Here is a 26,100-nt window from a genome sequence, read left to right as displayed (position 1 = left end):
GGCTAGGAGTTCACTGTCGTGGCTAAAGAAAAATTTGAACGTAACAAACCGCACGTCAACGTTGGCACCATCGGTCACGTCGACCACGGTAAAACCACTCTGACTGCTGCTCTGACTCGCGTTTGCTCCGAAGTTTTCGGTTCGGCTAAAGTCGACTTCGATAAAATCGACAGCGCGCCAGAAGAAAAGGCTCGTGGTATCACCATCAACACTGCTCACGTTGAGTACGATTCGGCCGTTCGCCACTACGCGCACGTTGACTGCCCAGGTCACGCCGACTACGTAAAAAACATGATCACTGGTGCTGCTCAGATGGACGGCGCTATTCTGGTTTGTTCGGCTGCTGATGGCCCGATGCCTCAGACTCGCGAGCACATCCTGCTGTCCCGTCAGGTTGGCGTTCCGTACATCGTTGTCTTCCTGAACAAGGCTGACATGGTTGACGACGCAGAGCTGCTGGAACTGGTTGAGATGGAAGTGCGCGATCTGCTGAGCACTTACGACTTCCCAGGTGACGACACCCCGATCATCATCGGTTCTGCTCTGATGGCTCTGAACGGCCAAGACGACAACGAGATGGGCACTACTGCCGTTAAGAAACTGGTTGAAACTCTGGATAGCTACATCCCAGAACCAGTTCGTGCTATCGACAAGCCGTTCCTGATGCCAATCGAAGACGTATTCTCGATCTCGGGTCGCGGTACTGTTGTTACCGGTCGTGTTGAGCGTGGTATCGTCAAAATCCAGGAAGAAGTAGAGATCGTGGGTCTGCGTGACACCACTAAAACTACTTGCACTGGCGTTGAGATGTTCCGCAAGCTGCTGGACGAAGGTCGTGCTGGTGAGAACTGTGGCGTTCTGCTGCGTGGCACCAAGCGTGACGACGTTGAGCGTGGTCAGGTTCTGGTTAAGCCAGGCACTGTTAAGCCGCACACTCAGTTCGAAGCTGAAATCTACGTTCTGAGCAAAGAAGAAGGCGGTCGCCACACTCCTTTCTTCAAGGGCTACCGTCCACAGTTCTACTTCCGTACTACCGACGTAACTGGTAGCTGCGAACTGCCGGAAGGCGTTGAGATGGTTATGCCAGGTGATAACGTGAAAGTTAGCGTTACCCTGATCAAGCCAATCGCAATGGAAGATGGTCTGCGTTTCGCAATTCGTGAAGGCGGTCGTACCGTCGGCGCCGGCGTCGTAGCCAAAATCATCGCGTAAGCAATGATTTGAAAAAAAGCCTCCGCTTGCGGGGGCTTTTTTTATTGGGTTGACACCCCGTTACCTCGTCTATAGAATTGCGCCTCCTTTTAACGGGCGTATTGCGCTCGGTGGGAACAGCAATCTGGAGTCTGAATCCAATGCAAAACCAGCAAATCCGTATCAGGTTGAAGGCTTTTGACCATCGCCTGATCGACCAATCCACCCAGGAAATCGTGGAAACCGCGAAACGTACTGGTGCTCAGGTGCGTGGTCCAATCCCACTGCCGACACGTAAAGAGCGGTTCACCGTTCTGGTTTCTCCGCACGTCAACAAAGACGCGCGCGACCAGTACGAGATCCGTACTCATAAACGCGTTCTGGACATCGTCCAGCCAACGGATAAAACCGTTGACGCGCTTATGAAGCTTGATCTTGCAGCCGGTGTGGAAGTGCAGATCAGCCTCGGCTAAGACTTGGGTCTTAGTCGTGTAACGCTCTGAAATGGGCGGCCATAGCGGGTGAAAGCCCCGTACACTCATGAGGTTTACAACATGACTATTGGTGTAGTCGGTCGTAAATGCGGTATGACCCGTATTTTCACCGAAGAAGGTGTCTCCATTCCGGTTACGGTCATTGAGATCGAGCCGAATCGCGTCACCCAGTTCAAAACTGAAGAGACCGATGGCTATCGTGCAGTGCAAGTCACTGTAGGCGAGCGTCGTGCTTCGCGTGTTACAGCTGCTCAAGCTGGCCACTTCGCTAAAGCGAACGTTGCCGCTGGTCGTGCCGTCATGGAATTCCGTCTTGAAGAAGGCGAGTACCAAGCAGGCGACCTGATCAACGCTGAAATCTTCGCTGCTGGTCAACTGGTTGATGTAACCGGTCAGTCCAAGGGTAAAGGCTTCCAGGGTACGATCAAGCGTTGGAATTTCCGCGGGCAAGATAACACCCACGGTAACTCCGTATCCCACCGCGTCCCAGGCTCTATCGGCCAGTGCCAGACTCCTGGTCGTGTATTCAAGGGCAAAAAAATGTCCGGTCATATGGGCGCTGAGCGCGTGACCGTGCAGTCCCTGGAAGTAGTGCGCGTGGACGCTGAACGCAATCTGTTGTTGGTCAAGGGCGCTGTTCCTGGCGCTACTGGCGGCAACCTGGTTGTACGTCCAGCAGCCAAGGCTCGCGGTTAAGGGGAAGCTGACATGCAATTAAATGTAAATGACGCTCAAGCAATCGAAGTTTCCGAACTGACATTTGGCGGCGAGTTCAACGAGACACTGGTACACCAGGCAGTCGTAGCCTACATGGCTGGCGGTCGTCAGGGCACCAAGCAGCAAAAGACCCGTTCCGATGTTCGTGGTGGCGGTAAGCGCCCATGGCGTCAGAAGGGTACTGGCCGTGCTCGTGCCGGTACTATCCGTAGCCCAATCTGGCGTGGCGGTGGTACCACTTTCGCAGCACGTCCTCAGGACCACTCTCAGAAGCTCAACAAGAAGATGTATCGCGCAGCTTTGCGCTCCATCCTTGCTGAACTGGTTCGTACTGATCGTCTGGTCGTGGTTCAGGACTTCGCTGTTGAAGCACCGAAAACCAAAGATCTGCTGAACAAGCTGACTGGCATGGGCCTGACTGACGTCCTGATCGTGTCTGACGCTGTTGACCAGAATCTGTACCTGGCTGCTCGCAACCTGCCGCACGTAGATGTACGTGACGTACAAGGTTCCGATCCAGTTAGTCTGATCGCATACGACAAAGTGTTGATCACTGTGTCGGCCGTGAAGAAATTCGAGGAGCTGCTGGGATGAACCAGGAACGCGTATTTAAAGTTCTGCTTGGCCCGCATGTTTCCGAAAAGGCTACGGTTCTTGCAGACAAAAAAGGTCAGTTCGTTTTCAAGGTTGCTACTGACGCAACCAAGCTGGAAATCAAGAAGGCCGTCGAAAGCCTGTTCAGCGTGAAAGTAGAGCGTGTTACTACCCTGAATGTTCTGGGTAAGAGCAAGCGCACTGCTCGCGGTCTGGGCAAGCGTAATGACTGGAAGAAGGCAGTTATCTCCCTTCAGCCAGGCCAAGATCTCGATTTCAGCAGCAGTGCTGAGTAAGGAAGGGGTGCATCATGGCAATCGTTAAATGCAAACCGACTTCCCCTGGCCGCCGTTTTGTGGTCAAGGTGGTCAACCAGGAGCTGCATAAAGGCGCTCCTCACGCACCGCTGCTCGAGAAAAAATCGAAGTCTGGTGGTCGTAACAACAATGGCCGTATTACTACCCGTCATATCGGTGGTGGTCATAAGCAGCATTATCGTCTGGTCGATTTCCGTCGCAACGACAAAGATGGCATCGCTGCCACTGTCGAGCGTATTGAATACGATCCAAACCGTACTGCTCACATCGCATTGCTGCTTTACGCAGACGGCGAGCGTCGCTACATCATCGCCCCTAAAGGCGTGAGTGCTGGCGATCAGCTGATTGCAGGCGCTTTGGCTCCAATCAAACCGGGCAACGCTCTTCAACTGCGTAACATTCCAGTTGGTAGCACCGTTCACGGTATCGAATTGAAGCCAGGTAAAGGTGCACAGATCGCTCGTTCCGCTGGTGCTTCGGCTCAGCTGATCGCTCGTGAAGGTGTCTACGTGACCCTGCGTCTGCGTTCCGGTGAAATGCGTAAAGTGCTTTCCGAGTGCCGTGCAACGCTGGGCGAAGTCTCGAACTCCGAGCACAGCCTGCGTTCCTTGGGTAAAGCTGGTGCTAAGCGCTGGCGTGGCGTTCGCCCAACCGTTCGTGGTGTTGCCATGAACCCGGTTGATCACCCACATGGTGGTGGTGAAGGTCGTACCTCTGGTGGTCGTCATCCGGTATCGCCGTGGGGCTTCCCGACTAAGGGCGCGAAGACTCGTGGTAATAAGCGTACCGACAAAATGATCGTCCGTCGTCGCAAGTAAATAGAGGGATACGACAGTGCCACGTTCTCTGAAAAAAGGTCCTTTTATTGATCTTCACCTACTGAAGAAGATCGAAGTGGCGGCGGAAAAGAACGATCGCAAACCGGTGAAAACCTGGTCGCGTCGTTCGATGATCCTGCCACAAATGGTCGGTCTGACCATTGCTGTGCATAACGGTCGCCAACATGTTCCAGTTCTCGTGAACGAAGACATGGTCGGCCATAAACTAGGCGAGTTTGCCGGTACCCGCACTTATCGTGGGCACGTGGCAGACAAGAAAGCCAAGCGTTAAGGGGTAAGGAACGATGGAAGTAGCCGCTAAGTTGTCGGGCGCTCGAATCTCCGCCCAGAAAACCCGCTTGGTCGCCGACCAGATCCGCGGGAAGAAGGTGGGCGAAGCGCTCAACCTGTTGGCTTTCAGCAACAAGAAAGCTGCCGAGATCCTGAAGAAAGTGCTGGAGTCGGCTGTAGCCAACGCCGAGCATAACGAAGGCGCAGACGTTGATGACCTCCGGGTCTCCACCGTTTTCGTCAACGAAGGGCGTTCGCTGAAGCGCATCATGCCACGTGCCAAAGGCCGTGCTGATCGCATCGTCAAGCGGTCTTGCCATATCACTGTCAAGGTTGCTGACAAGTAACGGAGTCGAAGAGATGGGTCAGAAAGTACATCCCATTGGCATTCGCCTGGGAATCGTCAAGGAGCACACCTCCGTCTGGTACGCAGACGGTCGGACTTATGCGGACTATTTGTTCGCTGATCTGAAAGTGCGTGAGTATCTCCAAGACAAACTAAAAAGCGCGTCCGTAAGCCGTATCGATATCCATCGTCCGGCTCAGACAGCACGTATCACCATCCACACTGCTCGTCCTGGTATCGTTATCGGGAAGAAAGGTGAAGATGTTGAGAAACTGCGTCAGGACCTGACCAAGCAAATGGGTGTGCCTGTGCACATCAATATCGAAGAAATCCGCAAGCCGGAGCTCGACGGTATGTTGGTTGCGCAGAGCGTAGCTCAGCAGCTGGAGCGTCGCGTTATGTTCCGTCGCGCTATGAAGCGCGCTGTACAGAACGCCATGCGCATTGGTGCCAAAGGCATCAAAATCCAAGTGAGCGGTCGTCTCGGCGGTGCTGAAATCGCACGTACTGAATGGTATCGCGAAGGTCGTGTGCCTTTGCACACCCTGCGTGCCGACATCGACTATGCCAACTACGAAGCTCACACCACTTATGGTGTGATCGGTGTAAAGGTTTGGATCTTCAAAGGCGAAGTAATTGGTGGTCGCCAAGAAGAACTGAAACCACAAGCACCTGCGCCTCGTAAAAAAGCTGCTAAGTAAGGGGTACGCCAAATGTTGCAACCAAAGCGTACGAAGTTCCGCAAGCAGATGACTGGCCACAACCGTGGCTTGGCATTGCGCGGTAGCAAAGTCAGCTTCGGCGAATATGCGCTGAAGTCTGTTGCTCGTGGTCGTCTCACTGCCCGTCAGATTGAGTCAGCGCGTCGTGCTCTGACCCGTCACGTTAAACGTGGCGGTAAAATCTGGATCCGTGTATTCCCGGACAAGCCTGTAACCAAAAAGCCCCTCGAAGTTCGTATGGGTAAAGGTAAGGGTAACGTGGAGTACTGGGTTGCCCAGATTCAGCCAGGCAAAGTCCTGTATGAAATCGAGGGTGTTTCTGAAGAGCTGGCGCGTGAGGCTTTCGCCCTGGCTGCTGCAAAGCTGCCGCTCGCCACCTCCTTTGTTAAACGGACGGTGATGTGATGAAAGCGAATGAACTTCGTGAAAAATCAGCACAGCAGCTGAACGAGCAACTGCTCGGCCTGCTGCGCGACCAGTTCAATCTGCGTATGCAGAAAGCAACTGGCCAGTTGGGGCAGTCTCACCTGCTCTCGCAAGTTAAGCGTGACATCGCTCGCGTGAAGACTGTGCTCAACCAGCAGGCAGGTAAGTAATCATGGCTGAAGCCGAAAAAACCGTCCGTACGCTGACTGGCCGTGTTGTCAGCGACAAGATGGACAAGACCATCACCGTTCTGATCGAGCGTCGCGTTAAGCACCCGATCTACGGTAAATACGTTAAGCGTTCGACTAAGCTGCACGCGCACGACGAAACCAATCAATGCCACATCGGCGACAAAGTCACGATTCGTGAAACTCGTCCTGTAGCCAAGACCAAGTCTTGGGCACTGGTTGATATTCTCGAACGCGCTGTGGAAGTCTAAGGACTAGGGGTCGGAGAAATTATATGATTCAGACTCAATCCATGCTCGATGTGGCCGATAACAGCGGCGCACGCCGCGTTATGTGCATCAAGGTGCTGGGTGGCTCCCATCGTCGTTACGCTGGTATCGGTGACATCATCAAAGTTACCGTCAAGGAAGCAATTCCTCGCGGTAAGGTGAAAAAAGGCCAAGTGATGACTGCTGTTGTAGTCCGCACTCGCCATGGCGTTCGTCGTGCTGACGGCTCCATCATCCGCTTTGATGGCAACGCTGCTGTTCTTTTGAACAACAAGCAAGAGCCGATCGGCACCCGTATCTTTGGGCCAGTGACCCGTGAACTTCGTACTGAGAAGTTCATGAAGATCGTCTCGCTCGCCCCAGAAGTGCTGTAAGGAGATCCGACATGCAAAAGATTCGTCGTGACGACGAGATCATCGTGATCGCCGGCAAAGACAAAGGTAAGCGCGGTAAGGTGCTCAAGGTTCTCGCTGACGACCGTCTGGTCGTTGGTGGGATCAACCTGGTCAAGCGTCATACCAAGCCTAACCCGATGTCGGGCGTACAGGGCGGTATCGTCGAGAAAGAAGCGCCACTGCACGCTTCTAACGTCGCTATTTTCAACGGCGCAACCAACAAGGCTGACCGCGTTGGTTTCAAAGTTGAAGATGGCAAGAAAATTCGTGTCTTCAAGTCGACCCAAAAAGCGGTTGATGCTTGAACACTGCTAGGTAGAAGACCATGGCACGACTAAAAGAGATTTACCGGAAGGAAATCGCTCCGAAGCTTAAGGAAGAACTTAAGCTCGCGAACGTGATGGAAGTTCCGCGCGTTACTAAAATCACCCTGAACATGGGTCTGGGCGAAGCGATCGGCGACAAAAAAGTCATCGAGCACGCTGTTGCTGACCTGGAAAAGATCACCGGTCAAAAAGTCGTTGTGACTTACGCTCGGAAATCCATCGCTGGCTTTAAAGTCCGTGAAGGTTGGCCGATCGGCGTCAAAGTGACTCTGCGCCGCGATCGTATGTATGAATTCCTGGATCGTCTGCTTTCGATCTCCCTGCCTCGGGTTCGTGACTTTCGCGGCCTGAATGCCAAGTCCTTCGACGGTCGTGGTAACTACAGCATGGGCGTAAAAGAGCAGATCATTTTCCCGGAAATCGACTACGACAAGATCGATGCTCTCCGCGGTCTGGACATTACCCTGACCACCACTGCCAAGAACGATGACGAAGGCCGCGCTCTGCTGCGTGCTTTCAAATTCCCGTTCCGCAACTGATTGGAGTAGGAAAATGGCCAAGAAGAGCATGAAGAACCGTGAGCTGAAGCGTCAGCTCACAGTTGCCAAGTACGCCACCAAGCGTGCAGCGCTCAAAGCAATCATCGTTGATCTGAACGCAAGTCCAGAAGCGCGTTGGGAAGCTACCGTAGCTCTGCAGAAGCAGCCACGTGACGCAAGCGCTTCGCGCATGCGTAACCGCTGCCGCATCACTGGTCGTCCGCACGGCGTTTACCGCAAGTTCGGCCTTGGCCGTAACAAGCTGCGTGAAGCCGCAATGCGTGGTGATGTGCCAGGTCTGGTTAAAGCCAGCTGGTAATACGCCTTTCTCGCGAAGTTCCGGCTTATCGTGCAAGCGATTGGTCGGAATCAAGCCTGAATTTGAATCAAGCCCCTATTGGGGCTTGATTCATTTCCGGGGTACGCCTAGAATTGCCGGCTCGCCTGAGCCCGTGTTTTTCATTTGCCCGGAATTCTCGGCGATAAGCTGTAGCCGCAAGGCTAATTATTTTGTATTAGGAGCGTCTAGCCCATGAGTATGCAGGACCCGTTAGCGGACATGCTAACTCGTATCCGTAATGCCCAGATGGCTGAAAAGCCCGTCGTAAGCATGCCATCTTCCACTGTGAAGGTTGCTGTAGCCAAAGTCCTGAAAGACGAAGGTTACATTGCGGGTTATCAGATCAGCAGCGAAACAAAACCGCTGTTGTCTATCGAGCTGAAGTACTTCGAAGGCCGTCCAGTCATCGAAGAAGTGAAGCGCGTAAGCCGTCCAGGCCTGCGTCAGTACAAGTCCGTCGATGATCTGCCAAAAGTTCGTGGCGGCCTCGGTGTGTCTATCGTCTCCACCAGCAAAGGTGTGATGACGGATCGTGCTGCGCGCGCTGCCGGTGTCGGCGGCGAAGTGCTTTGCACAGTGTTCTAAGGGGGGATAAGCATGTCACGCGTAGCTAAGAACCCCGTTAAGTTGCCAGCAGGCGTCGAAGTTAAACTCGTCGGCCAGCAGCTTTCGGTGAAGGGCGCCAAAGGCACTCTAGATCTGAACATCCATTCGTCCGTTGAGATTGTTGAAGAAGCTGGTGAGCTGCGTTTCGCTGCTCGCAATGGCGATCAACAAACTCGCGCAATGGCCGGCACCACTCGTGCACTGGTTAACAACATGGTCCAGGGCGTAAGCCAAGGCTTCGAGCGTAAGCTCCAGCTGGTCGGTGTTGGTTACAAAGCGCAAGCAAAAGGCACAGTGCTGAACCTGGCTCTTGGCTTCTCGCACCCAGTGGATTACGACCTGCCGGAAGGCATCACCGCTGAGACTCCCAACCAGACCGATATCTTCATCCGAGGTATCGACAAGCAGTTGGTTGGTCAAGTGGCCGCTGAGATCCGCGACTTCCGCCGTCCTGAGCCGTACAAAGGCAAAGGTGTGCGTTACGCAGACGAAGTCGTCCGCCGTAAAGAAGCCAAGAAGAAGTAGGGCATAGCAAATGACCGTCAAAAAAGTTACCCGACTGCGTCGCGCTCGCAAAGCACGCCTGAAAATGCACGAGCTAGAAGTCGTGCGTCTCTGCGTGCACCGCTCTTCGCAGCACATTTATGCCCAGGTCATTTCGGCCGACGGCAGCAAAGTCCTGGCGAGCGCCTCGACTTTGGACAAAGAACTGCGTGATGGTGCCACTGGCAACATCGACGCGGCCACTAAGGTTGGCCAGCTGGTTGCTGAGCGTGCGAAAGCCGCCGGTGTATCACAAGTGGCTTTCGACCGTTCTGGCTTCAAGTACCACGGCCGCGTCAAGGCGCTGGCTGATGCTGCTCGTGAAGGCGGGCTGGAGTTCTAAGTTATGTCAAATAACGACCAAAAACGCGACGAAGGCTACATTGAGAAGCTGGTTCAAGTTAACCGCGTTGCAAAGACTGTAAAAGGCGGCCGTATCTTCACTTTCACCGCGTTGACCGTGGTTGGTGATGGTAAAGGGCGTGTTGGTTTTGGCCGTGGCAAGTCACGTGAAGTGCCTGCTGCGATCCAGAAGGCGATGGAAGCTGCTCGCCGCAACATGATCCAGGTTGATCTGAATGGCACTACTCTGCAGTACGCAATGAAGTCCGCCCATGGCGCTTCGAAGGTGTACATGCAGCCTGCCTCTGAAGGTACCGGTATCATCGCTGGCGGCGCTATGCGCGCAGTGTTGGAAGTTGCTGGTGTTCAGAACGTATTGGCCAAGTGCTATGGCTCGACTAACCCTGTAAACGTGGTTCACGCCACTTTCAAGGGTTTGAAGGCTATGCAATCTCCTGAGTCTATTGCTGCCAAGCGCGGCAAAAGTGTCAAGGAGATCTTCTGATCATGGCTACCGTTAAAGTAACGCTGATCAAAAGCATGACCGGTCGCATTCCTAACCACAAACTGTGTGTTAAAGGTCTGGGTCTGCGTCGCATCGGTCACACTGTAGAAGTACTGGATACTCCTGAGAATCGCGGGATGATCAACAAGGCTTACTACATGCTGCGAGTCGAGGGTTAATCGATGAAACTCAATGATCTGAGTCCAGCGCCGGGTTCCCGTCGCGAAAAGCATCGTCCGGGCCGTGGTATCGGTAGCGGTTTGGGTAAGACTGGTGGCCGTGGCCACAAAGGTCAAACCTCCCGCTCCGGTGGCACTATTGCTCCGGGCTTTGAAGGCGGTCAACAGCCGCTGCATCGTCGCCTGCCAAAATTCGGCTTCGTTTCCCTGAAGGCCATGGATCGCGCAGAAGTGCGTTTGTCCGAGCTGGCTAAAGTGGAAGGCGACGTTGTAACTGTGCAGTCCCTGAAGGATGCCAACGTGATCAACCAAAACGTACAGCGTGTGAAAATCATGCTGTCCGGCGAAGTTAATCGCGCTGTCACCATCAAAGGTATCGCAGCCACCAAAGGTGCGCGTGCGGCTATCGAAGCAGCTGGCGGCAAGTTCGAGGAATAAATGGCTAAGCAAGGTGCTCTCTCTGCGCTCGGCAAAGGCGGTATGTCTGAACTCTGGGCTCGTCTGCGTTTTCTATTCCTGGCGATTATCGTCTACCGAATAGGCGCACACATCCCGGTTCCAGGTATTAACCCGGAGCGACTCGCAGACCTGTTTCGACAGAATGAGGGGACCATTCTTAGCTTGTTCAACATGTTTTCCGGCGGTGCGCTGGAGCGGATGAGTATTTTTGCACTGGGGATCATGCCGTACATTTCGGCATCGATCATCATGCAATTGATGACCGCCGTCAGCCCACAGCTGGAGCAGTTGAAGAAGGAAGGGGAAGCTGGCCGTCGCAAGATCAGCCAGTACACCCGCTACGGCACCGTTGTCCTGGCCTTGGTTCAAGCTATCGGCATGTCCGTTGGCCTGGCAGGTCAGGGCGTCGCGTTCTCTGCAGACATAGGCTTCCACTTCGTTGCTGTCACCACCTTTGTGGCTGGTGCGATGTTCATGATGTGGCTAGGCGAGCAGATTACCGAGCGCGGTGTTGGTAACGGTATCTCGATGTTGATCTTCGCAGGTATCGTCGCCGGTCTTCCGAGAGCGATTGGGCAGTCTTTCGAGTCTGCACGCATGGGTGACATCAATATCTTCGCCCTGGTTGCTATCGGTTTGCTGGCAGTAGCGATTATCGGTTTCGTGGTGTTCATTGAGCGTGGTCAGCGTCGTATTGCTGTTCACTACGCCAAGCGTCAGCAGGGCCGTAAGGTTTTTGCTGCGCAGACTAGCCACTTGCCGCTGAAAGTGAACATGGCTGGCGTTATTCCAGCTATTTTCGCGAGCAGCATTTTGCTGTTTCCGGCGTCGTTGGGTGCCTGGTTTGGTCAGTCTGAAGGTATGGGCTGGTTGCAGGACATCTCGCAGTCGATCGCTCCTGGTCAGCCGTTGAATATTCTGCTGTTTAGTGCGGGGATTATTTTCTTCTGCTTCTTCTATACGGCGTTGATGTTCAATCCGAAAGACGTAGCGGAAAACCTGAAGAAGTCCGGTGCCTTTATTCCGGGTATCCGTCCAGGTGAGCAGTCTGCGCGCTATATTGATGGCGTTCTGACCCGCTTGACCATGTTCGGTGCTCTATATATGACGGCCGTCTGCTTGTTGCCCCAGTTCCTGGTGGTTGCAGCAAACGTACCGTTCTACCTTGGCGGGACCTCGTTGCTGATCGTGGTAGTGGTTGTGATGGACTTCATGTCCCAAGTACAATCGCACCTCGTTTCGCACCAGTACGAATCCCTGATGAAGAAAGCCAACCTGAAGGGCTACGGCAGCGGCATGTTGCGCTGATGTACCCATAAGGTTCGAGGAGCTGGTAATGAAAGTTCGTGCATCGGTGAAAAAGCTGTGCCGCAACTGCAAGATTATTCGCCGCGAAGGTGTTGTTCGAGTAATTTGCAGCGCGGAACCACGTCACAAACAGCGCCAAGGCTGAGTGTGATCTGTGCTTAAGCCCAGCAGCTAGTGCGCTGCTGGGTTGATTATTTGTTATTACAGCGATATTATCTCGCGCCCTATTTCTTGGCTTCCGGGGCGTAGGTAGCTGTCAATTGGAGTCCCACTGAATGGCCCGTATTGCAGGCGTTAACATTCCAGATAACAAGCATACTGTTATCTCGCTGACCTACATCTATGGTGTTGGTCGCACCACTGCACATAAAATCTGTGCAACCACTGGGGTTAACCCAGCGGCAAAGATCAAAGATCTGAGCGACGAGCAGATTGAACTACTGCGTGGCGAAGTGGCGAAGTTCACCACTGAAGGTGACCTGCGTCGCGAAATCAACATGAAAATCAAGCGCTTGATGGACTTGGGCTGCTACCGCGGTCTGCGCCATCGTCGTGGTCTTCCAGTACGCGGTCAGCGTACCAAGACTAACGCGCGTACTCGCAAAGGTCCGCGTAAGCCGATCCGCAAGTAATCGCATTAGCGCAACGACAGGAATTTAGTCATGGCAAAACCTGCTGCTCGTCCTCGTAAAAAAGTTAAAAAGACGGTGGTTGATGGCATCGCCCACATCCACGCTTCTTTTAACAACACAATCGTCACCATCACCGATCGTCAAGGTAACGCGCTGTCCTGGGCTACCTCCGGCGGTTCGGGTTTCCGCGGTTCTCGCAAGTCCACGCCGTTCGCTGCTCAAGTAGCTGCTGAACGTGCTGGTCAAGCTGCGCTGGAATATGGTCTGAAGAACCTCGACGTTAACGTCAAAGGTCCAGGTCCAGGTCGTGAGTCTGCTGTCCGTGCATTGAACGGCTGTGGCTATAAGATCGCCAGCATCACCGACGTGACGCCAATCCCGCACAACGGGTGCCGTCCGCCGAAGAAGCGCCGCGTGTAATCCAGGAGACTGTAGAAAATGGCTCGTTACATTGGTCCAAAATGCAAGCTTGCTCGTCGTGAAGGCACCGATCTCTTTCTGAAGAGCGGCGTTCGCGCGATCGAATCCAAGTGCAACATCGAAGCAGCTCCAGGTATCCACGGCCAGCGCCGTGGCCGTCAGTCCGACTACGGCACCCAGCTGCGTGAGAAACAAAAAGTTCGTCGTATCTATGGCGTACTCGAGCGTCAATTCAGCGGTTACTACAAAGAAGCTGCCGGCAAGAAAGGCGCTACTGGTGAGAACCTGCTGCAACTGCTCGAATGCCGTCTGGATAACGTTGTATACCGTATGGGCTTCGGCTCGACTCGTGCTGAATCCCGTCAATTGGTTTCGCACAAGTCGATCAGCGTGAACGGCAAAACCGTTAACGTTCCGTCGTATCAGGTTCGTGCCGGTGACGTGGTAGCTATCCGCGAGAAAGCCAAAAACCAACTGCGCATCGTCCAGGCTCTCGATCTGTGTGCCCAACGTGGCCGCGTAGAATGGGTAGAAGTAGACACTGAGAAGAAATCGGGCGTTTTCAAGAACGTTCCAGCTCGCAGTGATCTGTCCGCCGACATCAACGAAAGCCTGATTGTCGAGCTCTACTCCAAGTAAGGGCTAGAAAATAGGTGCATCCATGCAGATTTCGGTAAATGAGTTCCTGACACCCCGCCACATTGATGTGCAGGTTGTCAGTCCAACCCGCGCCAAGATTACTCTCGAGCCTCTCGAGCGTGGTTTTGGCCATACCCTGGGCAACGCGCTGCGCCGCATCCTGTTGTCCTCCATGCCCGGCTGTGCAGTAGTCGAGGCCGAGATTGACGGTGTACTCCATGAGTACAGCGCCATCGAAGGTGTACAGGAAGATGTCATTGAAATCCTGTTGAACCTTAAAGGTCTGGCTATCAAGCTGCACGGTCGAGACGAAGTTACGCTGACCTTGTCGAAGAAGGGTTCGGGGGTGGTTACCGCTGCCGATATTCAGCTGGATCATGATGTCGAGATCGTTAACCCCGATCACGTAATCGCTAACCTGGCGTCTAACGGCGCCTTGAACATGAAGCTCACCGTAGCTCGTGGTCGTGGTTATGAACCGGCAGACTCGCGTCAGAGCGATGAAGATGAAAGCCGCAGCATTGGTCGCTTGCAGCTTGACTCTTCGTTCAGCCCGGTTCGCCGTATCGCATACGTGGTGGAAAACGCCCGTGTCGAGCAGCGTACTAACCTGGACAAGCTGGTTATTGATCTGGAAACCAACGGTACTCTGGATCCTGAAGAGGCTATCCGCCGCGCTGCAACCATTCTGCAACAGCAGTTGGCTGCGTTCGTCGACCTCAAAGGTGACAGTGAGCCAGTGGTAATCGAACAGGAAGACGAGATCGATCCGATCCTGCTCCGTCCGGTTGACGATTTGGAACTGACTGTACGTTCGGCCAACTGCCTCAAGGCGGAGAACATTTACTACATCGGCGACCTGATTCAGCGCACCGAAGTGGAATTGTTGAAGACTCCAAACCTTGGCAAGAAGTCCTTGACTGAGATCAAAGACGTCCTGGCCTCCCGTGGTCTGTCCCTCGGCATGCGCCTCGACAACTGGCCGCCGGCAAGTCTTAAGAAGGACGACAAGGCGACTGCCTGATCGTCGTAATCACCGAACGTTGTGTTTGGTAAGGAATGAACCATGCGTCATCGTAAAAGTGGTCGTCACCTGAGCCGGACTAGCTCCCACCGTAAGGCCATGTTCCAAAACATGGCGGTGTCGCTGTTCGAGCACGAGCTGATCAAAACTACATTGCCGAAAGCTAAAGAACTGCGTCGCGTTGCTGAGCCGCTGATCACTTTGGCTAAAACAGACAGTCTGGCTAACCGCCGTCTGGCTTTCGACCGTACTCGTTCGAAAGCAATCGTTGGTAAGCTGTTCAACGATCTGGGCAAGCGTTATGCAACCCGCGAGGGTGGCTATCTGCGCATCCTGAAGTGCGGTTTCCGCACTGGCGACAACGCGCCAATGGCGTATGTCGAGCTGGTTGATCGTCCTGCTGGCGGCGAAGCTGTATCCGCTGAGTAAGACGTCAGTCTGAAACAAAAAACCGGGCCTAGTGCCCGGTTTTTTGTTTTCAGGAATGGATAACCTCTTATTAGCTTTCGCTATTGGCGGCAAAGATTTAATAAGCTTTGTTGTGTTACAGGATTGGACAATAATCCCTGCCATGCCGATTAGCCGGTCGTTTATGCCAGAGGAAATTGTTAATGAGCCAGCCCAAGACTCTCACCACCGCCAGCGGCGCACCTGTAGCTGATAACCAGAATTCCCGCTCTGCAGGTCCTCGTGGACCGTTGCTGCTTGATGATTTTCATCTGATCGAGAAGCTTGCCCATTTCAACCGTGAAAACATCCCTGAGCGTCGAGTACATGCGAAAGGTTCGGGCGCTCACGGTACTTTCACTGTCAGCCGCGACATCACTCAATACACCAGCGCTAACCTGTTCAATACAGTGGGTAAGCAAACTCCAATTTTCCTGCGCTTCTCCACTGTCGGTGGCGAACGTGGTTCGGCTGACACTGAGCGCGATCCACGCGGTTTCGCGCTTAAGTTCTACACAGAAGAAGGCAACTGGGACATCGTGGGTAATAACACGCCGGTGTTTTTCATCCGTGACCCACTGAAATTCCCGGACTTCATTCACACTCAGAAACGCCAGCCGCAGACCAACCTGAAAAATGCCCAGATGATGTGGGACTTCTGGTCTCATTCGCCAGAGGCGTTGCACCAGGTCACGATCCTGTTTTCGGATCGCGGTATTCCGGATGGTTATCGTCACATGCACGGCTTCGGTAGCCACACCTACAGCCTGATCAGCGCTGCTGGTGAGCGTCACTGGGTCAAATGGCACTACAAGACCCAGCAAGGCATTAAGAACCTGACCCCTGCGGATGCTGCACGTATCGCCGGAACCGATCCGGATTACGCTCAGCGCGACTTGTTCACCGCCATTGAAAAAGGCGATTTCCCGAAGTGGACCGTTTGCATTCAGTTGATGACCGAAGCTCAGGCTGCAGCTCATCACGAAAACCCTTTCGACGTGACCAAAACGTGGTCGCAGAAAGAGTATCCGTTGATCGAGGTCGGAGAGATTGAGCTCAATCGCAATCCGCTCAACTATTTTGCCGAAGTTGAACAGGCGGCTTTCGGGCCGAGCAACATGGTCCCTGGTGTAGGCCTGTCTCCGGATCGCATGCTGCAGGGTCGCGTTTTCGCGTACGCTGATGCGCATCGCTACCGAGTAGGTACCAATCACCAGCACTTGCCAATCAACGCGCCCAGAAATCCGGTTCACAGCTACCAGCGTGATGGTGCGATGGCTTTCGGCACCAACGGTGGCTCAGGGCCTAACTACGAGCCTAACAGCTACTCAGACGCACCGAAGCAGGCTCCGCACTATGCTGAGCCATCTCTGGCCCTGAGCGGCGCAGCTGACCGTTATGATCATCGTGAAGATGGCGATTATTACAGTCAGGCGGGCAAGTTGTTCAACCTGATGAGTGCCGATCAGAAGGCGCTGCTGATTAACAATATTGCAGGCACGATGGCGGATGTTTCCAACGATGTAGTGCAGCGCCAGTTGCAGCATTTCTATAAGGCTGATGCCGCTTACGGCGAGGGCATTGCGAAAGCATTGGGCGTATCGCTTATGTAAGTCTAAGTGATAACCGGAACCGCCCTCATTTGGGCGGTTTTTCGTATCTGATCACCGATTTTTCACTGCTTTTTGTCGATTTTTATCACTTGGGACAGTGACCTGAGCGAGCGGTTGGTTCAGACTATGCACTTTCAGGCAGGAGACGTGGGCGATGCTAGGCCACCCGGAAGTAATCGATTATCTCAATACGCTGCTGGTGGGCGAATTGGCAGCGCGTGACCAATATTTCGTTCATTCGCGTATGTACGAAGACTGGGGCTTCACCAAGCTCTATGAGCGTATCAATCACGAGATGGAAGAAGAGGCACAGCACGCCGATGCCCTGATGCGTCGTATCTTGATGCTCGAAGGTACTCCGCGCATGCGCCCGGACGATCTCGATGTTGGTACTACAGTGCCTGAGATGTTCGCTGCGGACTTGCGTCTCGAATACAAAGTCCGTGCTGCGCTGTGCAAGGGCATTGAGCTCTGCGAGCTGCACAAGGATTACGTAACGCGCGAAATCCTCCGTGTTCAGTTGAACGATACCGAAGAAGATCACACCTACTGGCTCGAAAAGCAGCTGGGTCTGATCAAGACCATCGGCCTGGAAAACTACCTGCAATCGCAATTCTGATTCTGTAGACAATACAAGCCGCATAAAAAAGCCCCTGCACTTTACGTGACAGGGGCTTTTTGACTCTAGCGGTTGGACAATGTCAGGCTTTGTCTCTGAGCAGCAGAGGCTTGAGGTAGTGGCCTGTGTAGGATTGCTCCATTTCAGACACTTGCTCCGGCGTACCCACGGCAATGATCTGTCCGCCTTTGGAACCGCCTTCCGGACCAAGGTCCACAAGCCAGTCGGCAGTCTTGATCACGTCAAGGTTGTGCTCAATGACCACAACGGTATTACCGTGGTCACGCAGACGATGCAGGACGTCCAGCAGTTGTTGGATATCTGCGAAGTGCAGGCCTGTGGTCGGCTCATCGAGGATATACAGCGTTTTGCCGGTATCGCGCTTGGACAGCTCGCGGGACAGCTTCACCCGTTGAGCTTCGCCGCCAGACAACGTAGTCGCAGACTGCCCCAGCTTGATATATGAAAGGCCTACATCCATCAAAGTCTGGAGCTTACGCGCCAGGGCTGGAACCGCGTCGAAGAACTCGCGTGCTTCTTCGATGGTCATTTCCAGCACTTCGTGGATGCTCTTGCCCTTGTATTTGATCTCAAGGGTTTCGCGGTTGTAGCGCTTGCTCTTGCACACATCGCACGGCACGTAGATATCCGGCAGGAAGTGCATCTCAACCTTGATCAGGCCATCGCCTTGACATGCCTCGCAGCGACCGCCTTTGACGTTGAAAGAGAAGCGCCCTGGACCGTATCCACGGGAGCGCGATTCAGGCACCCCGGAGAACAGCTCGCGGATCGGCGTGAACAGACCGGTGTAAGTTGCCGGGTTGGAGCGAGGTGTACGGCCAATCGGGCTTTGATCGATGTCGACAACCTTGTCCAGGTGTTCCAGACCTTTGATGCTGTCGTGGGTCGCAGCTTCCAGCGTCGTCGCGCCGTTCAGGGCGGTCGCGCTGAGCGGGAACAGCGTGTTGTTGATCAGCGTCGATTTGCCCGAACCTGAAACACCGGTCACGCAGGTCAGCAAGCCAATGGGGATTTCCAGATCGACGTTACGCAAGTTATTGCCGCGGGCACCCTTGAGGGTCAGTGAAAGCTTCTTGTTACGCGGCGTACGTTTGGCCGGCACTGCGATCTTCACCCGGCCGGAAAGATACTTGCCAGTGAGTGAGTCGGGGTGCGACATGACCTCATCCGGCGTCCCCTCGGCAACGATGTGCCCGCCGTGCACGCCAGCGCCCGGTCCGATATCGACCACGTAGTCTGCGAGGCGAATCGCGTCTTCGTCGTGCTCGACTACGATCACCGTGTTGCCGATGTCACGCAGGTGCTTGAGGGTGCCTAACAACCGGTCATTGTCCCGCTGGTGCAGGCCAATCGAGGGTTCATCGAGGATGTACATCACACCGACGAGCCCCGCACCAATCTGGCTGGCTAACCGGATACGCTGCGCTTCACCGCCCGAGAGCGTGTCAGCGCTGCGATCCAGCGTCAGGTAATCAAGACCAACGTTGACGAGGAACTCGAGACGCTCGCGAATCTCCTTAAGAATCTTGTCAGCGATTTCACCACGACGTCCTGTCAGCTTCAGCTCACCGAAATAGTCGGTTGCATCACCGATTGGCATGTTCGTAACGGCAGGCAGCGTCTTTTCGCCAACCCATACGTGACGCGCCTCGCGACGCAGGCGTGTACCGCGGCAATCCGGGCAAGGCTGCGTGCCCAGAAACTTGGCCAGTTCTTCGCGCACAGTCGCTGATTCGGTCTCCCGATAGCGACGTTCTAGGTTGGGCACGATGCCTTCGAATGGGTGGGCACGTTTGACGATGTCACCGCGATCGTTCAAATAGCGAAAGTCGACATTCTGCGAGCCGCTGCCATTAAGCAGGGTTTTCTGAATGTCACCTGGCAGTTCCTTGAACGGTACTTCCAGACTGAAATCGTAGTGCTTGGCCAGCGAGCCAAGCATCTGGAAGTAATACACGTTTCGCCTGTCCCAGCCGCGTATAGCGCCTTCAGCCAGGGTTAGCTCTGCGTTTACCAGACGCTTGATATCGAAAAACTGCTTAACGCCCAGGCCGTCGCACGTCGGACATGCACCAGCCGGGTTGTTGAAGGAAAACAGTTTGGGTTCCAGCTCGCTGATGGCGTGGCCGCAGACTGGACAGGCAAAGCGGGCAGAAAAAATCATCTCTTCGCCGGGCTCGTCATCCATTGGCGCAACCCAGGCGATACCGTCAGCCAGTTTCAGTGCGGTCTCAAAAGATTCCGCCAAACGCTGTTGCAGATCGGCACGCACCTTGAAGCGGTCGACAACCACATCAATGGAATGCTTCTTCTGTTTATCCAGCTTTGGCAGCTCATCGAGTTCGCACAAACGGCCATCTACCCGAGCGCGGACGAAGCCTTGTGCGCGCAGCTCTTCGAACACTGACAAGTGCTCGCCCTTGCGCTCACGAATCACCGGGGCCAGCAGCATCAATTTGCTGCCCTCAGGTTGCGCCATCACCAGGTCAACCATCTGGCTGACGGTTTGCGCTTCCAGCGGAATGTCGTGATCCGGGCAACGAGGCTGCCCAACGCGTGCATAAAGCAGACGCAGGTAGTCGTAGATCTCGGTGATGGTGCCCACGGTTGAGCGTGGGTTGTGGGACGTCGATTTTTGCTCGATGGAAATTGCCGGCGACAGACCTTCGATGGTGTCGACGTCCGGCTTTTCCATCATGGAAAGGAATTGCCGGGCATACGCGGACAGGGATTCGACATAGCGCCGTTGCCCTTCGGCGTACAGGGTGTCGAATGCCAGCGATGATTTGCCAGAACCGGAAAGCCCGGTAATGACGATCAGCTTGTCGCGTGGCAGGGTCAGGTCAATGTTCTTCAGGTTGTGGGTTCGAGCCCCACGAATCAGGATCTTGTCCAAAATGGCCTCGCACGGCGGGCGTCGAAAACGTAGGAGTATACGGAAAAACACTGGATGGATGCACACTATCTGGATAGCTGTCTTAGCCGTAAATGAAGACTGTGTCATCTAGGCGTGTCATAGCGTCGCGATATACCCCGTCAATCGATGGGACTGGTAGAATCGCCGCCGGTTCACACGAGGTTTTTCCATGCACGATCCCCACAGCGAGAGAATGAGCGGCGGCGAGACCCGCGCAGCAGGCGGTCTTGCGCTGGTATTTGCGTTTCGCATGCTCGGCATGTTCATGGTGCTGCCCGTGCTTGCGACCTATGGCATGGACCTGGCGGGAGCGAGCCCGGCGTTGATCGGTCTGGCAATCGGTGCCTATGGCCTGACCCAGGCATTCCTGCAAATTCCTTTCGGGATTATTTCCGACCGTATCGGACGGCGTCCGGTTATCTATTTTGGTTTGATCATTTTTGCCTTGGGCAGCGTCCTGGCAGCCAGCGCGGATTCGATCTGGGGCATCATCGCCGGACGCATCCTGCAGGGGGCCGGTGCTATCTCCGCCGCGGTCATGGCTTTGCTCTCGGACCTGACCCGGGAGCAGCATCGCACCAAGGCAATGGCCATGATTGGCATGACCATTGGCCTGTCCTTTGCGATTGCGATGGTCGTAGGGCCGATCCTGACCAGCGCCTTTGGCTTGTCCGGCCTGTTCCTCGCGACCGGTGCGATGGCCTTGGTGGGGATTTTCATTGTCGCGTTCGTGGTGCCGAAAAATACCGTCACCTTGCAGCACCGGGAATCGGGAGTAGCACGTCAGGCGTTAGGGCCGACCTTGCGTCATCCTGATCTTCTTCGACTGGATTTGGGTATCTTCGTGTTGCACGCGATGCTCATGTCAAGCTTTGTGGCCTTGCCGCTGGCGCTGGTGACAAAAGCCGGTTTGCCCAAGGAAGAGCACTGGTGGGTCTATCTCACGGCGCTGTTGATTTCATTTTTCGCAATGATCCCATTCATTATTTATGGTGAGAAAAAGCGTCAGATGAAGCGTGTGCTCATCGGCGCGGTCGCCGTATTGATGCTCACTGAACTATTCTTCTGGGAGTTTGGGAACACGTTACGAGCACTGGTCATCGGGACAGTGGTATTCTTCGTCGCGTTCAACCTGCTGGAAGCGTCTTTGCCGTCATTGATCAGCAAAGTCTCACCGGCTGGCGGAAAAGGTACGGCGATGGGGGTTTATTCCACCAGCCAGTTCCTTGGTTCGGCCGCAGGTGGGATACTCGGCGGCTGGTTGTTCCAGCATGGCGGGCTCGACGTGGTGTTCCTTGGCGGGGCTGCGATGGCCGCCATCTGGCTAGCGGTTGCAGTGACCATGCGTGAACCGCCTTACGTGACGAGCCTGCGTCTGCCCTTGTCGCCTGAAGCCCTGCGTGATGCGGGCCTGGTAGACAGACTCAAGGCCGTGGAAGGCGTAACGGATGCAGTGGTGGTTGCCGAAGAGGCAGCCATCTATATCAAATTGGATACAAAACTATTGGATCGCGCGTCTCTGGAACGGATGGTCAACCCATCGACCCAAGCGTGCGAAGCCTAGGAGAACGTTATGGCCCGTGGGGTTAACAAAGTTATATTGGTCGGCACATGCGGCCAGGATCCCGAAGTTCGCTACCTGCCTAACGGTAATGCCGTGACCAACCTGAGTCTGGCGACCAGCGAACAGTGGACTGACAAACAGACCGGTCAGAAAGTCGAAAAGACTGAATGGCACCGTGTGTCGATGTTCGGTAAAGTCGCCGAAATCGCTGGCGAATACCTGCGCAAGGGTTCCCAGGTCTACATCGAAGGCAAGCTGCAGACCCGCGAGTGGGAAAAAGACGGTATCAAGCGTTACACGACTGAAATCGTCGTCGACATGCAGGGCACCATGCAACTGCTGGGCGGCCGTCCACAAAACGACGGCGCTCCTCAGGGCCAGGGTGGCGGCGGTTATCAGAACTCCGCTCCACGTCCTCAGCAGTCGCGTCCACAACAGTCCGCGCCACAGCAGCAGCCACAACGCGAATCCCGTCCGGCTCCACAGCAACAAGCGCCACAGCCGGCCGCCGATTTCGACAGCTTCGATGACGATATTCCGTTCTAGCCAACTCGCTTCATCCGGCTAAACGAAAAAGCCCGCAGCGTTCATTCGCTGCGGGCTTTTTGTTGGGCGTGCGTATGACAGATTGCACCTTGTAGGAGCTGCCGAAGGCTGCGAAGCCGTTATGCTGAGACACCGCAATCGCAGCCTTCGGCAGCTCCTACACGTCCAATGTTTGCGGAGAGTCAGCGCGGTGCCATGGGCAACGGAGCTTTCTGTTACAACCCCAACTCAGACAACCCCGGATGATCATCCGGACGGCGACCCAGCGGCCAGTGGAACTTGCGCTCTGACTCTTTGATCGGCATGTCGTTGATGCAGGCGAAGCGGTTGGCCATCAGGCCGTTTGCGTCGAACTCCCAGTTTTCGTTGCCGTATGAGCGGAACCAGTTGCCCGAGTCATCGTGCCATTCGTAGGCGTAGCGCACGGCGATACGATTGTCGGTGAAGGCCCACAATTCTTTGATCAACCGGTAGTCCAGTTCCTTTGTCCATTTGCGAGTCAGGAAGGCTTTGGCCTCGTCACGGTTAGTCGCGAATTCGGTGCGGTTGCGCCATTTGGTGTCCAGTGTGTAGGCCAATGCGACTTTCTCTGGATCGCGGCCATTCCAGCCATCCTCGGCCAGACGGACTTTCTGGATTGCAGACTCCCGAGTAAAGGGCGGCAAAGGCGGGCGGGTTTCGGTGCTGGATGACATGGCAAAACCTCTGGGCGAGCAGTGGATGATCAGTTTGCAGGGGGAGCAGAATTTTTCAGGGCAGACTTCAGGAGTATTTGCGCCATGTCGCGGGCGCTGTCAGCGGCACTGTGGTCGCCCATCACCAGGGCGAGGGTGATAGCGCCGTCGATCAGGATTAGCAGTTGTTTGGCCAGCGCTTCGGGCTGCTCGATGTTCAATTGCTGGGACAGCTCTAGCGCGTAGTCAAACAGCTTCTGTTTGTGAGCTTTTGCCAATTGCCGGATCGGATCTTCAGCATCGCCGATTTCACCCGCCGTATTGATAAATGCGCAGCCACGGAAGCCTTCCGATTCAAACCAGCCCTTGAGCACCATAAACATTTCAAGAATTCGCGCTTCAGGGCTCGTGGCCTTATCGGTCTCAGTGCGAAACCAGTTCATCCAGCGAACGTCGCGCGCGCTCAATGCGTTCACGGCTACGTCTTCTTTGGTGGCGTAATATCGGTAGATGCTTTTGCGTGCCACGCCGGAAGTACGCACGAGCAAGTCCATGCCCATGGCATGAATCCCGTTGGTGTAGATCAGTTGCTCTGCGGTTTGCAGGATTTTGTCCCGCACAGCTGTAGTCGATGTCTTGTTCATGATCAGAGGGTAGAACGATCGTTCTACCCTGTCAATCGTATCGCTTATACCACCTGATCCGTTTTCGGGATCGCCCGTTTGCGTTCTGCAGAGCCTGGCTCTGCGCGGCTAAGGGTGATTGGAATAGATTTGGCGGCCGGGACCTTGCTACGTTCCGCGTAGTGCCAAAGCGGCACTAACGGATTACATTCCGGGTAATACGCCGCGCTGCAGCCTTCGGGAATGTCGTAAGCGATGATTTGCATTGGCCCGGCTTCTCGCGGTGTTTCCGGTTCCACCGCTGTTTTTAGCAACACCCAGTCACCTGCGGTGAAGCCGAGTCGCACGATGTCGTTACGATTCATGAAGATCACCGAGCGTGTACCGCTGACGCCCCGAAAGCGATCTTCATAGCCGTAGATCGTGGTGTTGAATTGGTCGTTGCTGCGTAGCGTCATCAGTTGCAGAACATCACGGCTATCAGATCCCGGGCTGACGTCACTGTCTTCATCAAGGGACTGTGGAGTGATGAAATGGGCACGCCCGCTCTCGGTTTTCCATTCACGCTGAATGGCCGGGATCGGTTTGTGAAAACCACCGGTTTGCCACATCCGGGTTTCCATATCATGGAAAATTTCCGGGTACACCGTCGCGATGGCTTGGCGAATCTGCCTGTAGTCACTGCGCCAGGCATTCCAGTCTATGTGCTCGGTTCCTGTCAGTGTCGCTTGCGCCAGGCCAGCAATGATCGAGGTTTCGGCGCGCAATTGTTCGCCGATCGGTTCGTTGGTGCCTTTCCAGCCATGAATGCAGCCGGTACTGTCTTCGGTGCTATAACTTTGTTCGTGCCCGTTCTGGCGGTCGATTTCAATTTTGCCCAGGCACGGCAGCAGCCAACTGTTTTTCGCCGTAACCAGATGGGTGCGGTTGAGCTTGGTGGCAATTTGTACGCTCAGTTGCAGATTTTTCCAGGCAGGTTCCATGCGTGAGGTATCGGGAATCGCCCGGAGAAAATTACCGCCCAGACCAATGAAGCCGCGCACGCTGCCATCAAGGATGCCTTCACAGGTTTCCACGGTCGCACGGCCTTTGTTTTTCGGAACCTGAAACCCGAACAACGTCTCAATTTTATCCACAGGCACCTTGCCAGGGTCTTCAGTGATGCCGACGGTACGCTGACCTTGCACGTTGGAATGACCCCGCACCGGGCAAATACCCGCACCGGGCTTGCCGATGTTACCGCGCAGCATCAGCAGGTTGACCAGCATCTGTACGGCCTCAACCCCTTTACGGTGTTGCGTGATCCCCATGCCGTAAACAATTATTGCCCGTTCGCTGGCGGCATAGACTGTCGCCGCCGCCTCCATGGCTCCACGAGTGAGCCCTGAGCGTTCCGTCAGGGTGTCCCATTCGCAATTACGTACCGCATTAACAAAGTCGGCGAAGCCTTCGGTATGTTGGCCGATGAACGCTTGATCAATCACTGGCGGCTCGCCCTTGATGAGTGCGGTCTTGTCGATTTCCAGCAATGCCTTGGCTATGCCCATGACGGCTGCAATGTCACCGCCTATCGCTACCTGATGGTATTGGGTGCTGATGACTGTCGAATCCGGACCGAGCATCTGGAGTGGTGATTGAGGATTGACGAAGCGTTCCAGTCCTCTTTCCCGGATGGGATTGAACGTGATGATTGGCACATTTCGACTGCGTGCTTCTTGCAGATCATGGAGCATGCGCGGGCTGTTGCTGCCTACATTCTGCCCAAAGAAAAAGATGCAATCTGTCTGCTTGAAGTCCTCAAGCGTAACAGTGCCTACGGGGACGCCAATGCTTTCCTGCAAGCCCACCGATGTGCTTTCGTGGCACATGTTGGAGCTGTCTGGCAGGTTGTTTGTCCCGTAAGCTCTGGCGAATATCTGGTAGATGAAGGAGGTCTCAAGGGAGGCACGCCCTGAGGCATAAAACGCGACGCTGTCCGGTTCCAGTTGTTTTAGCTGAGCGCCTATCTCGCGGTAAGCCTGCTCCCAGGAGGTTTCACGGTAACGGTCAGTTTCGGGGTCATAGCGCATCGGGTGGGTCAGGCGGCCATGCTGCTCGAGGTCGTAGTCGGGCAGTTGCAGCAGCTCTGTGACTGAGTGGCGGGCAAAGAAATCAGGGCCGGTTTTCAGCGAGGTTAATTCCCATGCTGTGGCTTTCGCTCCGTTTTCGCAGAACTCCAGCGCGTGGGGTTTGCCGGGTTTGGCCCACGCACAGCTGACACAGGCAAAGCCGCCTTGCTTGTTTTGCCGGGTCAGTGCACCCGTCGCTTTGAGTAGTGTCTGTTCACGCCAGAGAATACGCATGACCGATATGGCGGAGCCCCAACCTCCAGCTGCCATTTTGTAGGGTTTGTAGCGTGTCCGGGGATGGATGAGCATCAGGGTATTCCTCTTGCCGAACAGCCGCG

37 protein-coding genes are annotated in these 26,100 nt (G+C 54.8%); 33 read left to right on the top strand and 4 right to left on the bottom strand.

Annotated elements, in window-relative coordinates:
- The first annotated feature begins 18 nt into the window (after positions 1 to 18).
- The 31 genes from tuf (at position 19) to bfr (ending at position 17,309) form a co-directional block, all read left to right on the top strand.
- Positions 19 to 1,212: an elongation factor Tu gene (gene tuf, locus H8S59_RS03850; protein ID WP_027898300.1), complete on the top strand. Its 1,194-nt coding sequence runs from the start codon at positions 19 to 21 to the stop codon at positions 1,210 to 1,212.
- A gap of 140 nt (positions 1,213 to 1,352) precedes the next feature.
- Positions 1,353 to 1,664: a 30S ribosomal protein S10 gene (gene rpsJ, locus H8S59_RS03845; protein WP_003186070.1), complete on the top strand. Its 312-nt coding sequence runs from the start codon at positions 1,353 to 1,355 to the stop codon at positions 1,662 to 1,664.
- An 81-nt stretch (positions 1,665 to 1,745) separates the two neighbouring features.
- Entirely contained in the window at positions 1,746 to 2,381 is a 636-nt protein-coding gene (rplC, locus tag H8S59_RS03840; protein WP_027898301.1) for a 50S ribosomal protein L3, read from the top strand.
- 12 nt (positions 2,382 to 2,393) lie between these two features.
- Positions 2,394 to 2,996 (top strand): 50S ribosomal protein L4, encoded by a 603-nt coding sequence (gene rplD / locus H8S59_RS03835; RefSeq protein WP_020290705.1) that lies wholly within the window; start codon positions 2,394 to 2,396, stop codon positions 2,994 to 2,996.
- Positions 2,993 to 3,292 (top strand): 50S ribosomal protein L23, encoded by a 300-nt coding sequence (gene rplW / locus H8S59_RS03830; RefSeq protein WP_002555488.1) that lies wholly within the window; start codon positions 2,993 to 2,995, stop codon positions 3,290 to 3,292. Before rplD ends, rplW begins: the two co-directional genes overlap by 4 nt.
- A gap of 14 nt (positions 3,293 to 3,306) precedes the next feature.
- Positions 3,307 to 4,131: a 50S ribosomal protein L2 gene (rplB, locus tag H8S59_RS03825; protein ID WP_003317104.1), complete on the top strand. Its 825-nt coding sequence runs from the start codon at positions 3,307 to 3,309 to the stop codon at positions 4,129 to 4,131.
- 16 nt (positions 4,132 to 4,147) lie between these two features.
- A complete protein-coding gene (gene rpsS, locus H8S59_RS03820) occupies positions 4,148 to 4,423 on the top strand; it encodes a 30S ribosomal protein S19 (RefSeq protein ID WP_002555486.1) in 276 nt (91 codons plus the stop codon).
- 13 nt (positions 4,424 to 4,436) lie between these two features.
- Entirely contained in the window at positions 4,437 to 4,769 is a 333-nt protein-coding gene (rplV, locus tag H8S59_RS03815; protein WP_027898302.1) for a 50S ribosomal protein L22, read from the top strand.
- A gap of 13 nt (positions 4,770 to 4,782) precedes the next feature.
- Entirely contained in the window at positions 4,783 to 5,469 is a 687-nt protein-coding gene (rpsC, locus tag H8S59_RS03810) for a 30S ribosomal protein S3 (protein WP_003176422.1), read from the top strand.
- A 12-nt stretch (positions 5,470 to 5,481) separates the two neighbouring features.
- Entirely contained in the window at positions 5,482 to 5,895 is a 414-nt protein-coding gene (rplP, locus tag H8S59_RS03805; RefSeq protein ID WP_027898303.1) for a 50S ribosomal protein L16, read from the top strand.
- Positions 5,895 to 6,086, top strand: a complete 192-nt coding sequence (gene rpmC / locus H8S59_RS03800) for a 50S ribosomal protein L29 (RefSeq protein ID WP_002555481.1) — start codon at positions 5,895 to 5,897, stop codon at positions 6,084 to 6,086. Before rplP ends, rpmC begins: the two co-directional genes overlap by 1 nt.
- A 2-nt stretch (positions 6,087 to 6,088) precedes the next feature.
- On the top strand, positions 6,089 to 6,355 hold the full coding sequence (gene rpsQ / locus H8S59_RS03795) for a 30S ribosomal protein S17 (protein WP_002555480.1): 267 nt from the start codon (positions 6,089 to 6,091) through the stop codon (positions 6,353 to 6,355).
- A gap of 23 nt (positions 6,356 to 6,378) precedes the next feature.
- Positions 6,379 to 6,747, top strand: a complete 369-nt coding sequence (rplN, locus tag H8S59_RS03790; RefSeq protein ID WP_002555479.1) for a 50S ribosomal protein L14 — start codon at positions 6,379 to 6,381, stop codon at positions 6,745 to 6,747.
- Positions 6,748 to 6,758: 11 nt separating this feature from the next.
- Complete coding sequence (gene rplX / locus H8S59_RS03785) at positions 6,759 to 7,073, top strand: 50S ribosomal protein L24 (RefSeq protein WP_002555478.1); 315 nt, start codon at positions 6,759 to 6,761, stop codon at positions 7,071 to 7,073.
- Between the two features lie 20 nt (positions 7,074 to 7,093).
- The gene (gene rplE, locus H8S59_RS03780; RefSeq protein ID WP_004883677.1) at positions 7,094 to 7,633 is read left to right on the top strand and encodes a 50S ribosomal protein L5; all 540 of its coding nucleotides are present in this window, start codon (positions 7,094 to 7,096) and stop codon (positions 7,631 to 7,633) included.
- Positions 7,634 to 7,646: 13 nt separating this feature from the next.
- Positions 7,647 to 7,952: a 30S ribosomal protein S14 gene (gene rpsN / locus H8S59_RS03775; RefSeq protein ID WP_027898304.1), complete on the top strand. Its 306-nt coding sequence runs from the start codon at positions 7,647 to 7,649 to the stop codon at positions 7,950 to 7,952.
- 213 nt (positions 7,953 to 8,165) lie between these two features.
- Positions 8,166 to 8,558 carry a 30S ribosomal protein S8 gene (rpsH, locus tag H8S59_RS03770; RefSeq protein WP_027898305.1) on the top strand — a complete coding sequence of 131 codons (393 nt, stop codon included), beginning with the start codon at positions 8,166 to 8,168 and terminating at the stop codon, positions 8,556 to 8,558.
- 12 nt (positions 8,559 to 8,570) lie between these two features.
- Complete coding sequence (rplF, locus tag H8S59_RS03765) at positions 8,571 to 9,104, top strand: 50S ribosomal protein L6 (protein ID WP_027898306.1); 534 nt, start codon at positions 8,571 to 8,573, stop codon at positions 9,102 to 9,104.
- A gap of 10 nt (positions 9,105 to 9,114) precedes the next feature.
- Entirely contained in the window at positions 9,115 to 9,465 is a 351-nt protein-coding gene (rplR, locus tag H8S59_RS03760) for a 50S ribosomal protein L18 (protein ID WP_027898307.1), read from the top strand.
- Between the two features lie 3 nt (positions 9,466 to 9,468).
- Positions 9,469 to 9,969, top strand: a complete 501-nt coding sequence (gene rpsE, locus H8S59_RS03755) for a 30S ribosomal protein S5 (RefSeq protein ID WP_003186035.1) — start codon at positions 9,469 to 9,471, stop codon at positions 9,967 to 9,969.
- A 2-nt stretch (positions 9,970 to 9,971) separates the two neighbouring features.
- Positions 9,972 to 10,148: a 50S ribosomal protein L30 gene (gene rpmD, locus H8S59_RS03750; RefSeq protein WP_003186033.1), complete on the top strand. Its 177-nt coding sequence runs from the start codon at positions 9,972 to 9,974 to the stop codon at positions 10,146 to 10,148.
- 3 nt (positions 10,149 to 10,151) lie between these two features.
- The gene (rplO, locus tag H8S59_RS03745) at positions 10,152 to 10,586 is read left to right on the top strand and encodes a 50S ribosomal protein L15 (protein ID WP_027898308.1); all 435 of its coding nucleotides are present in this window, start codon (positions 10,152 to 10,154) and stop codon (positions 10,584 to 10,586) included.
- On the top strand, positions 10,587 to 11,915 hold the full coding sequence (gene secY / locus H8S59_RS03740; RefSeq protein WP_027898309.1) for a preprotein translocase subunit SecY: 1,329 nt from the start codon (positions 10,587 to 10,589) through the stop codon (positions 11,913 to 11,915). It begins immediately after the preceding gene.
- Positions 11,916 to 11,943: 28 nt separating this feature from the next.
- Positions 11,944 to 12,060 carry a 50S ribosomal protein L36 gene (rpmJ, locus tag H8S59_RS03735; protein WP_002555468.1) on the top strand — a complete coding sequence of 39 codons (117 nt, stop codon included), beginning with the start codon at positions 11,944 to 11,946 and terminating at the stop codon, positions 12,058 to 12,060.
- Between the two features lie 130 nt (positions 12,061 to 12,190).
- A complete protein-coding gene (rpsM, locus tag H8S59_RS03730) occupies positions 12,191 to 12,547 on the top strand; it encodes a 30S ribosomal protein S13 (protein WP_027898310.1) in 357 nt (118 codons plus the stop codon).
- Between the two features lie 30 nt (positions 12,548 to 12,577).
- Complete coding sequence (gene rpsK / locus H8S59_RS03725; RefSeq protein ID WP_002555466.1) at positions 12,578 to 12,967, top strand: 30S ribosomal protein S11; 390 nt, start codon at positions 12,578 to 12,580, stop codon at positions 12,965 to 12,967.
- A gap of 18 nt (positions 12,968 to 12,985) precedes the next feature.
- Positions 12,986 to 13,606: a 30S ribosomal protein S4 gene (gene rpsD, locus H8S59_RS03720; RefSeq protein WP_025262045.1), complete on the top strand. Its 621-nt coding sequence runs from the start codon at positions 12,986 to 12,988 to the stop codon at positions 13,604 to 13,606.
- Positions 13,607 to 13,628: 22 nt separating this feature from the next.
- Positions 13,629 to 14,630, top strand: coding sequence for a DNA-directed RNA polymerase subunit alpha (locus H8S59_RS03715; protein WP_003176403.1), 1,002 nt, complete (start codon positions 13,629 to 13,631; stop codon positions 14,628 to 14,630).
- 42 nt (positions 14,631 to 14,672) lie between these two features.
- Entirely contained in the window at positions 14,673 to 15,059 is a 387-nt protein-coding gene (gene rplQ / locus H8S59_RS03710) for a 50S ribosomal protein L17 (RefSeq protein WP_008145500.1), read from the top strand.
- Between the two features lie 182 nt (positions 15,060 to 15,241).
- On the top strand, positions 15,242 to 16,690 hold the full coding sequence (locus H8S59_RS03705; RefSeq protein ID WP_187520561.1) for a catalase: 1,449 nt from the start codon (positions 15,242 to 15,244) through the stop codon (positions 16,688 to 16,690).
- 154 nt (positions 16,691 to 16,844) lie between these two features.
- Positions 16,845 to 17,309: a bacterioferritin gene (gene bfr / locus H8S59_RS03700; protein ID WP_027898312.1), complete on the top strand. Its 465-nt coding sequence runs from the start codon at positions 16,845 to 16,847 to the stop codon at positions 17,307 to 17,309.
- An 82-nt stretch (positions 17,310 to 17,391) separates the two neighbouring features.
- Here the strand turns inward: bfr and uvrA are convergent, their stop codons facing one another.
- The gene (uvrA, locus tag H8S59_RS03695; protein WP_095100563.1) at positions 17,392 to 20,226 is read right to left on the bottom strand and encodes an excinuclease ABC subunit UvrA; all 2,835 of its coding nucleotides are present in this window, start codon (positions 20,224 to 20,226) and stop codon (positions 17,392 to 17,394) included.
- 190 nt (positions 20,227 to 20,416) lie between these two features.
- Here uvrA and H8S59_RS03690 point away from each other — a divergent pair, with 190 nt between their 5' ends.
- Positions 20,417 to 21,811: an MFS transporter gene (locus H8S59_RS03690; RefSeq protein ID WP_187520560.1), complete on the top strand. Its 1,395-nt coding sequence runs from the start codon at positions 20,417 to 20,419 to the stop codon at positions 21,809 to 21,811.
- Between the two features lie 9 nt (positions 21,812 to 21,820).
- On the top strand, positions 21,821 to 22,357 hold the full coding sequence (locus tag H8S59_RS03685; protein ID WP_032626487.1) for a single-stranded DNA-binding protein: 537 nt from the start codon (positions 21,821 to 21,823) through the stop codon (positions 22,355 to 22,357).
- A 215-nt stretch (positions 22,358 to 22,572) separates the two neighbouring features.
- Here the strand turns inward: H8S59_RS03685 and H8S59_RS03680 are convergent, their stop codons facing one another.
- Genes H8S59_RS03680 through H8S59_RS03670 form a run of 3 tightly spaced genes read right to left on the bottom strand, consistent with a single transcriptional unit; the run spans position 22,573 to position 26,071 of the window.
- On the bottom strand, positions 22,573 to 23,052 hold the full coding sequence (locus H8S59_RS03680) for a nuclear transport factor 2 family protein (RefSeq protein ID WP_187520559.1): 480 nt from the start codon (positions 23,050 to 23,052) through the stop codon (positions 22,573 to 22,575).
- 29 nt (positions 23,053 to 23,081) lie between these two features.
- Positions 23,082 to 23,675 carry a TetR/AcrR family transcriptional regulator gene (locus H8S59_RS03675; RefSeq protein WP_187520558.1) on the bottom strand — a complete coding sequence of 198 codons (594 nt, stop codon included), beginning with the start codon at positions 23,673 to 23,675 and terminating at the stop codon, positions 23,082 to 23,084.
- Positions 23,676 to 23,719: 44 nt separating this feature from the next.
- Entirely contained in the window at positions 23,720 to 26,071 is a 2,352-nt protein-coding gene (locus H8S59_RS03670) for an FdhF/YdeP family oxidoreductase (protein ID WP_187520557.1), read from the bottom strand.
- Positions 26,072 to 26,100 lie beyond the last annotated feature (29 nt).

The sequence above is a fragment of the Pseudomonas folii genome, from assembly GCF_014357575.1.
Classification (GTDB): Bacteria; Pseudomonadota; Gammaproteobacteria; order Pseudomonadales; family Pseudomonadaceae; genus Aquipseudomonas; species Aquipseudomonas folii.
The sequence above is the reverse complement of the archived record's forward strand: the minus strand, read 5'-3'. Positions and strand labels throughout refer to the sequence as shown.

Coding starts and splice junctions, on each gene's coding strand:
- rpsN (WP_027898304.1), top strand. CDS start 7,647: ATGGCCAAGAAGAGCATGAAGAACCGTGAGCTGAAGCGTCAGCTCACA.
- rpmD (WP_003186033.1), top strand. CDS start 9,972: ATGGCTACCGTTAAAGTAACGCTGATCAAAAGCATGACCGGTCGCATT.
- rpsC (WP_003176422.1), top strand. CDS start 4,783: ATGGGTCAGAAAGTACATCCCATTGGCATTCGCCTGGGAATCGTCAAG.
- rplW (WP_002555488.1), top strand. CDS start 2,993: ATGAACCAGGAACGCGTATTTAAAGTTCTGCTTGGCCCGCATGTTTCC.
- rplC (WP_027898301.1), top strand. CDS start 1,746: ATGACTATTGGTGTAGTCGGTCGTAAATGCGGTATGACCCGTATTTTC.
- rplF (WP_027898306.1), top strand. CDS start 8,571: ATGTCACGCGTAGCTAAGAACCCCGTTAAGTTGCCAGCAGGCGTCGAA.
- secY (WP_027898309.1), top strand. CDS start 10,587: ATGGCTAAGCAAGGTGCTCTCTCTGCGCTCGGCAAAGGCGGTATGTCT.
- H8S59_RS03690 (WP_187520560.1), top strand. CDS start 20,417: ATGCACGATCCCCACAGCGAGAGAATGAGCGGCGGCGAGACCCGCGCA.
- H8S59_RS03680 (WP_187520559.1), bottom strand. CDS start 23,052: ATGTCATCCAGCACCGAAACCCGCCCGCCTTTGCCGCCCTTTACTCGG.
- H8S59_RS03670 (WP_187520557.1), bottom strand. CDS start 26,071: ATGCTCATCCATCCCCGGACACGCTACAAACCCTACAAAATGGCAGCT.
- rpsJ (WP_003186070.1), top strand. CDS start 1,353: ATGCAAAACCAGCAAATCCGTATCAGGTTGAAGGCTTTTGACCATCGC.
- H8S59_RS03705 (WP_187520561.1), top strand. CDS start 15,242: ATGAGCCAGCCCAAGACTCTCACCACCGCCAGCGGCGCACCTGTAGCT.
- rplN (WP_002555479.1), top strand. CDS start 6,379: ATGATTCAGACTCAATCCATGCTCGATGTGGCCGATAACAGCGGCGCA.
- H8S59_RS03715 (WP_003176403.1), top strand. CDS start 13,629: ATGCAGATTTCGGTAAATGAGTTCCTGACACCCCGCCACATTGATGTG.
- rplD (WP_020290705.1), top strand. CDS start 2,394: ATGCAATTAAATGTAAATGACGCTCAAGCAATCGAAGTTTCCGAACTG.
- rpmC (WP_002555481.1), top strand. CDS start 5,895: ATGAAAGCGAATGAACTTCGTGAAAAATCAGCACAGCAGCTGAACGAG.
- rplE (WP_004883677.1), top strand. CDS start 7,094: ATGGCACGACTAAAAGAGATTTACCGGAAGGAAATCGCTCCGAAGCTT.
- rpsE (WP_003186035.1), top strand. CDS start 9,469: ATGTCAAATAACGACCAAAAACGCGACGAAGGCTACATTGAGAAGCTG.
- H8S59_RS03685 (WP_032626487.1), top strand. CDS start 21,821: ATGGCCCGTGGGGTTAACAAAGTTATATTGGTCGGCACATGCGGCCAG.
- rplX (WP_002555478.1), top strand. CDS start 6,759: ATGCAAAAGATTCGTCGTGACGACGAGATCATCGTGATCGCCGGCAAA.
- rpsQ (WP_002555480.1), top strand. CDS start 6,089: ATGGCTGAAGCCGAAAAAACCGTCCGTACGCTGACTGGCCGTGTTGTC.
- rpsM (WP_027898310.1), top strand. CDS start 12,191: ATGGCCCGTATTGCAGGCGTTAACATTCCAGATAACAAGCATACTGTT.
- rplQ (WP_008145500.1), top strand. CDS start 14,673: ATGCGTCATCGTAAAAGTGGTCGTCACCTGAGCCGGACTAGCTCCCAC.
- rpsK (WP_002555466.1), top strand. CDS start 12,578: ATGGCAAAACCTGCTGCTCGTCCTCGTAAAAAAGTTAAAAAGACGGTG.
- rplR (WP_027898307.1), top strand. CDS start 9,115: ATGACCGTCAAAAAAGTTACCCGACTGCGTCGCGCTCGCAAAGCACGC.
- rpsH (WP_027898305.1), top strand. CDS start 8,166: ATGAGTATGCAGGACCCGTTAGCGGACATGCTAACTCGTATCCGTAAT.
- rpmJ (WP_002555468.1), top strand. CDS start 11,944: ATGAAAGTTCGTGCATCGGTGAAAAAGCTGTGCCGCAACTGCAAGATT.
- rplP (WP_027898303.1), top strand. CDS start 5,482: ATGTTGCAACCAAAGCGTACGAAGTTCCGCAAGCAGATGACTGGCCAC.
- bfr (WP_027898312.1), top strand. CDS start 16,845: ATGCTAGGCCACCCGGAAGTAATCGATTATCTCAATACGCTGCTGGTG.
- rplV (WP_027898302.1), top strand. CDS start 4,437: ATGGAAGTAGCCGCTAAGTTGTCGGGCGCTCGAATCTCCGCCCAGAAA.
- H8S59_RS03675 (WP_187520558.1), bottom strand. CDS start 23,675: ATGAACAAGACATCGACTACAGCTGTGCGGGACAAAATCCTGCAAACC.
- rpsD (WP_025262045.1), top strand. CDS start 12,986: ATGGCTCGTTACATTGGTCCAAAATGCAAGCTTGCTCGTCGTGAAGGC.
- rplO (WP_027898308.1), top strand. CDS start 10,152: ATGAAACTCAATGATCTGAGTCCAGCGCCGGGTTCCCGTCGCGAAAAG.
- rplB (WP_003317104.1), top strand. CDS start 3,307: ATGGCAATCGTTAAATGCAAACCGACTTCCCCTGGCCGCCGTTTTGTG.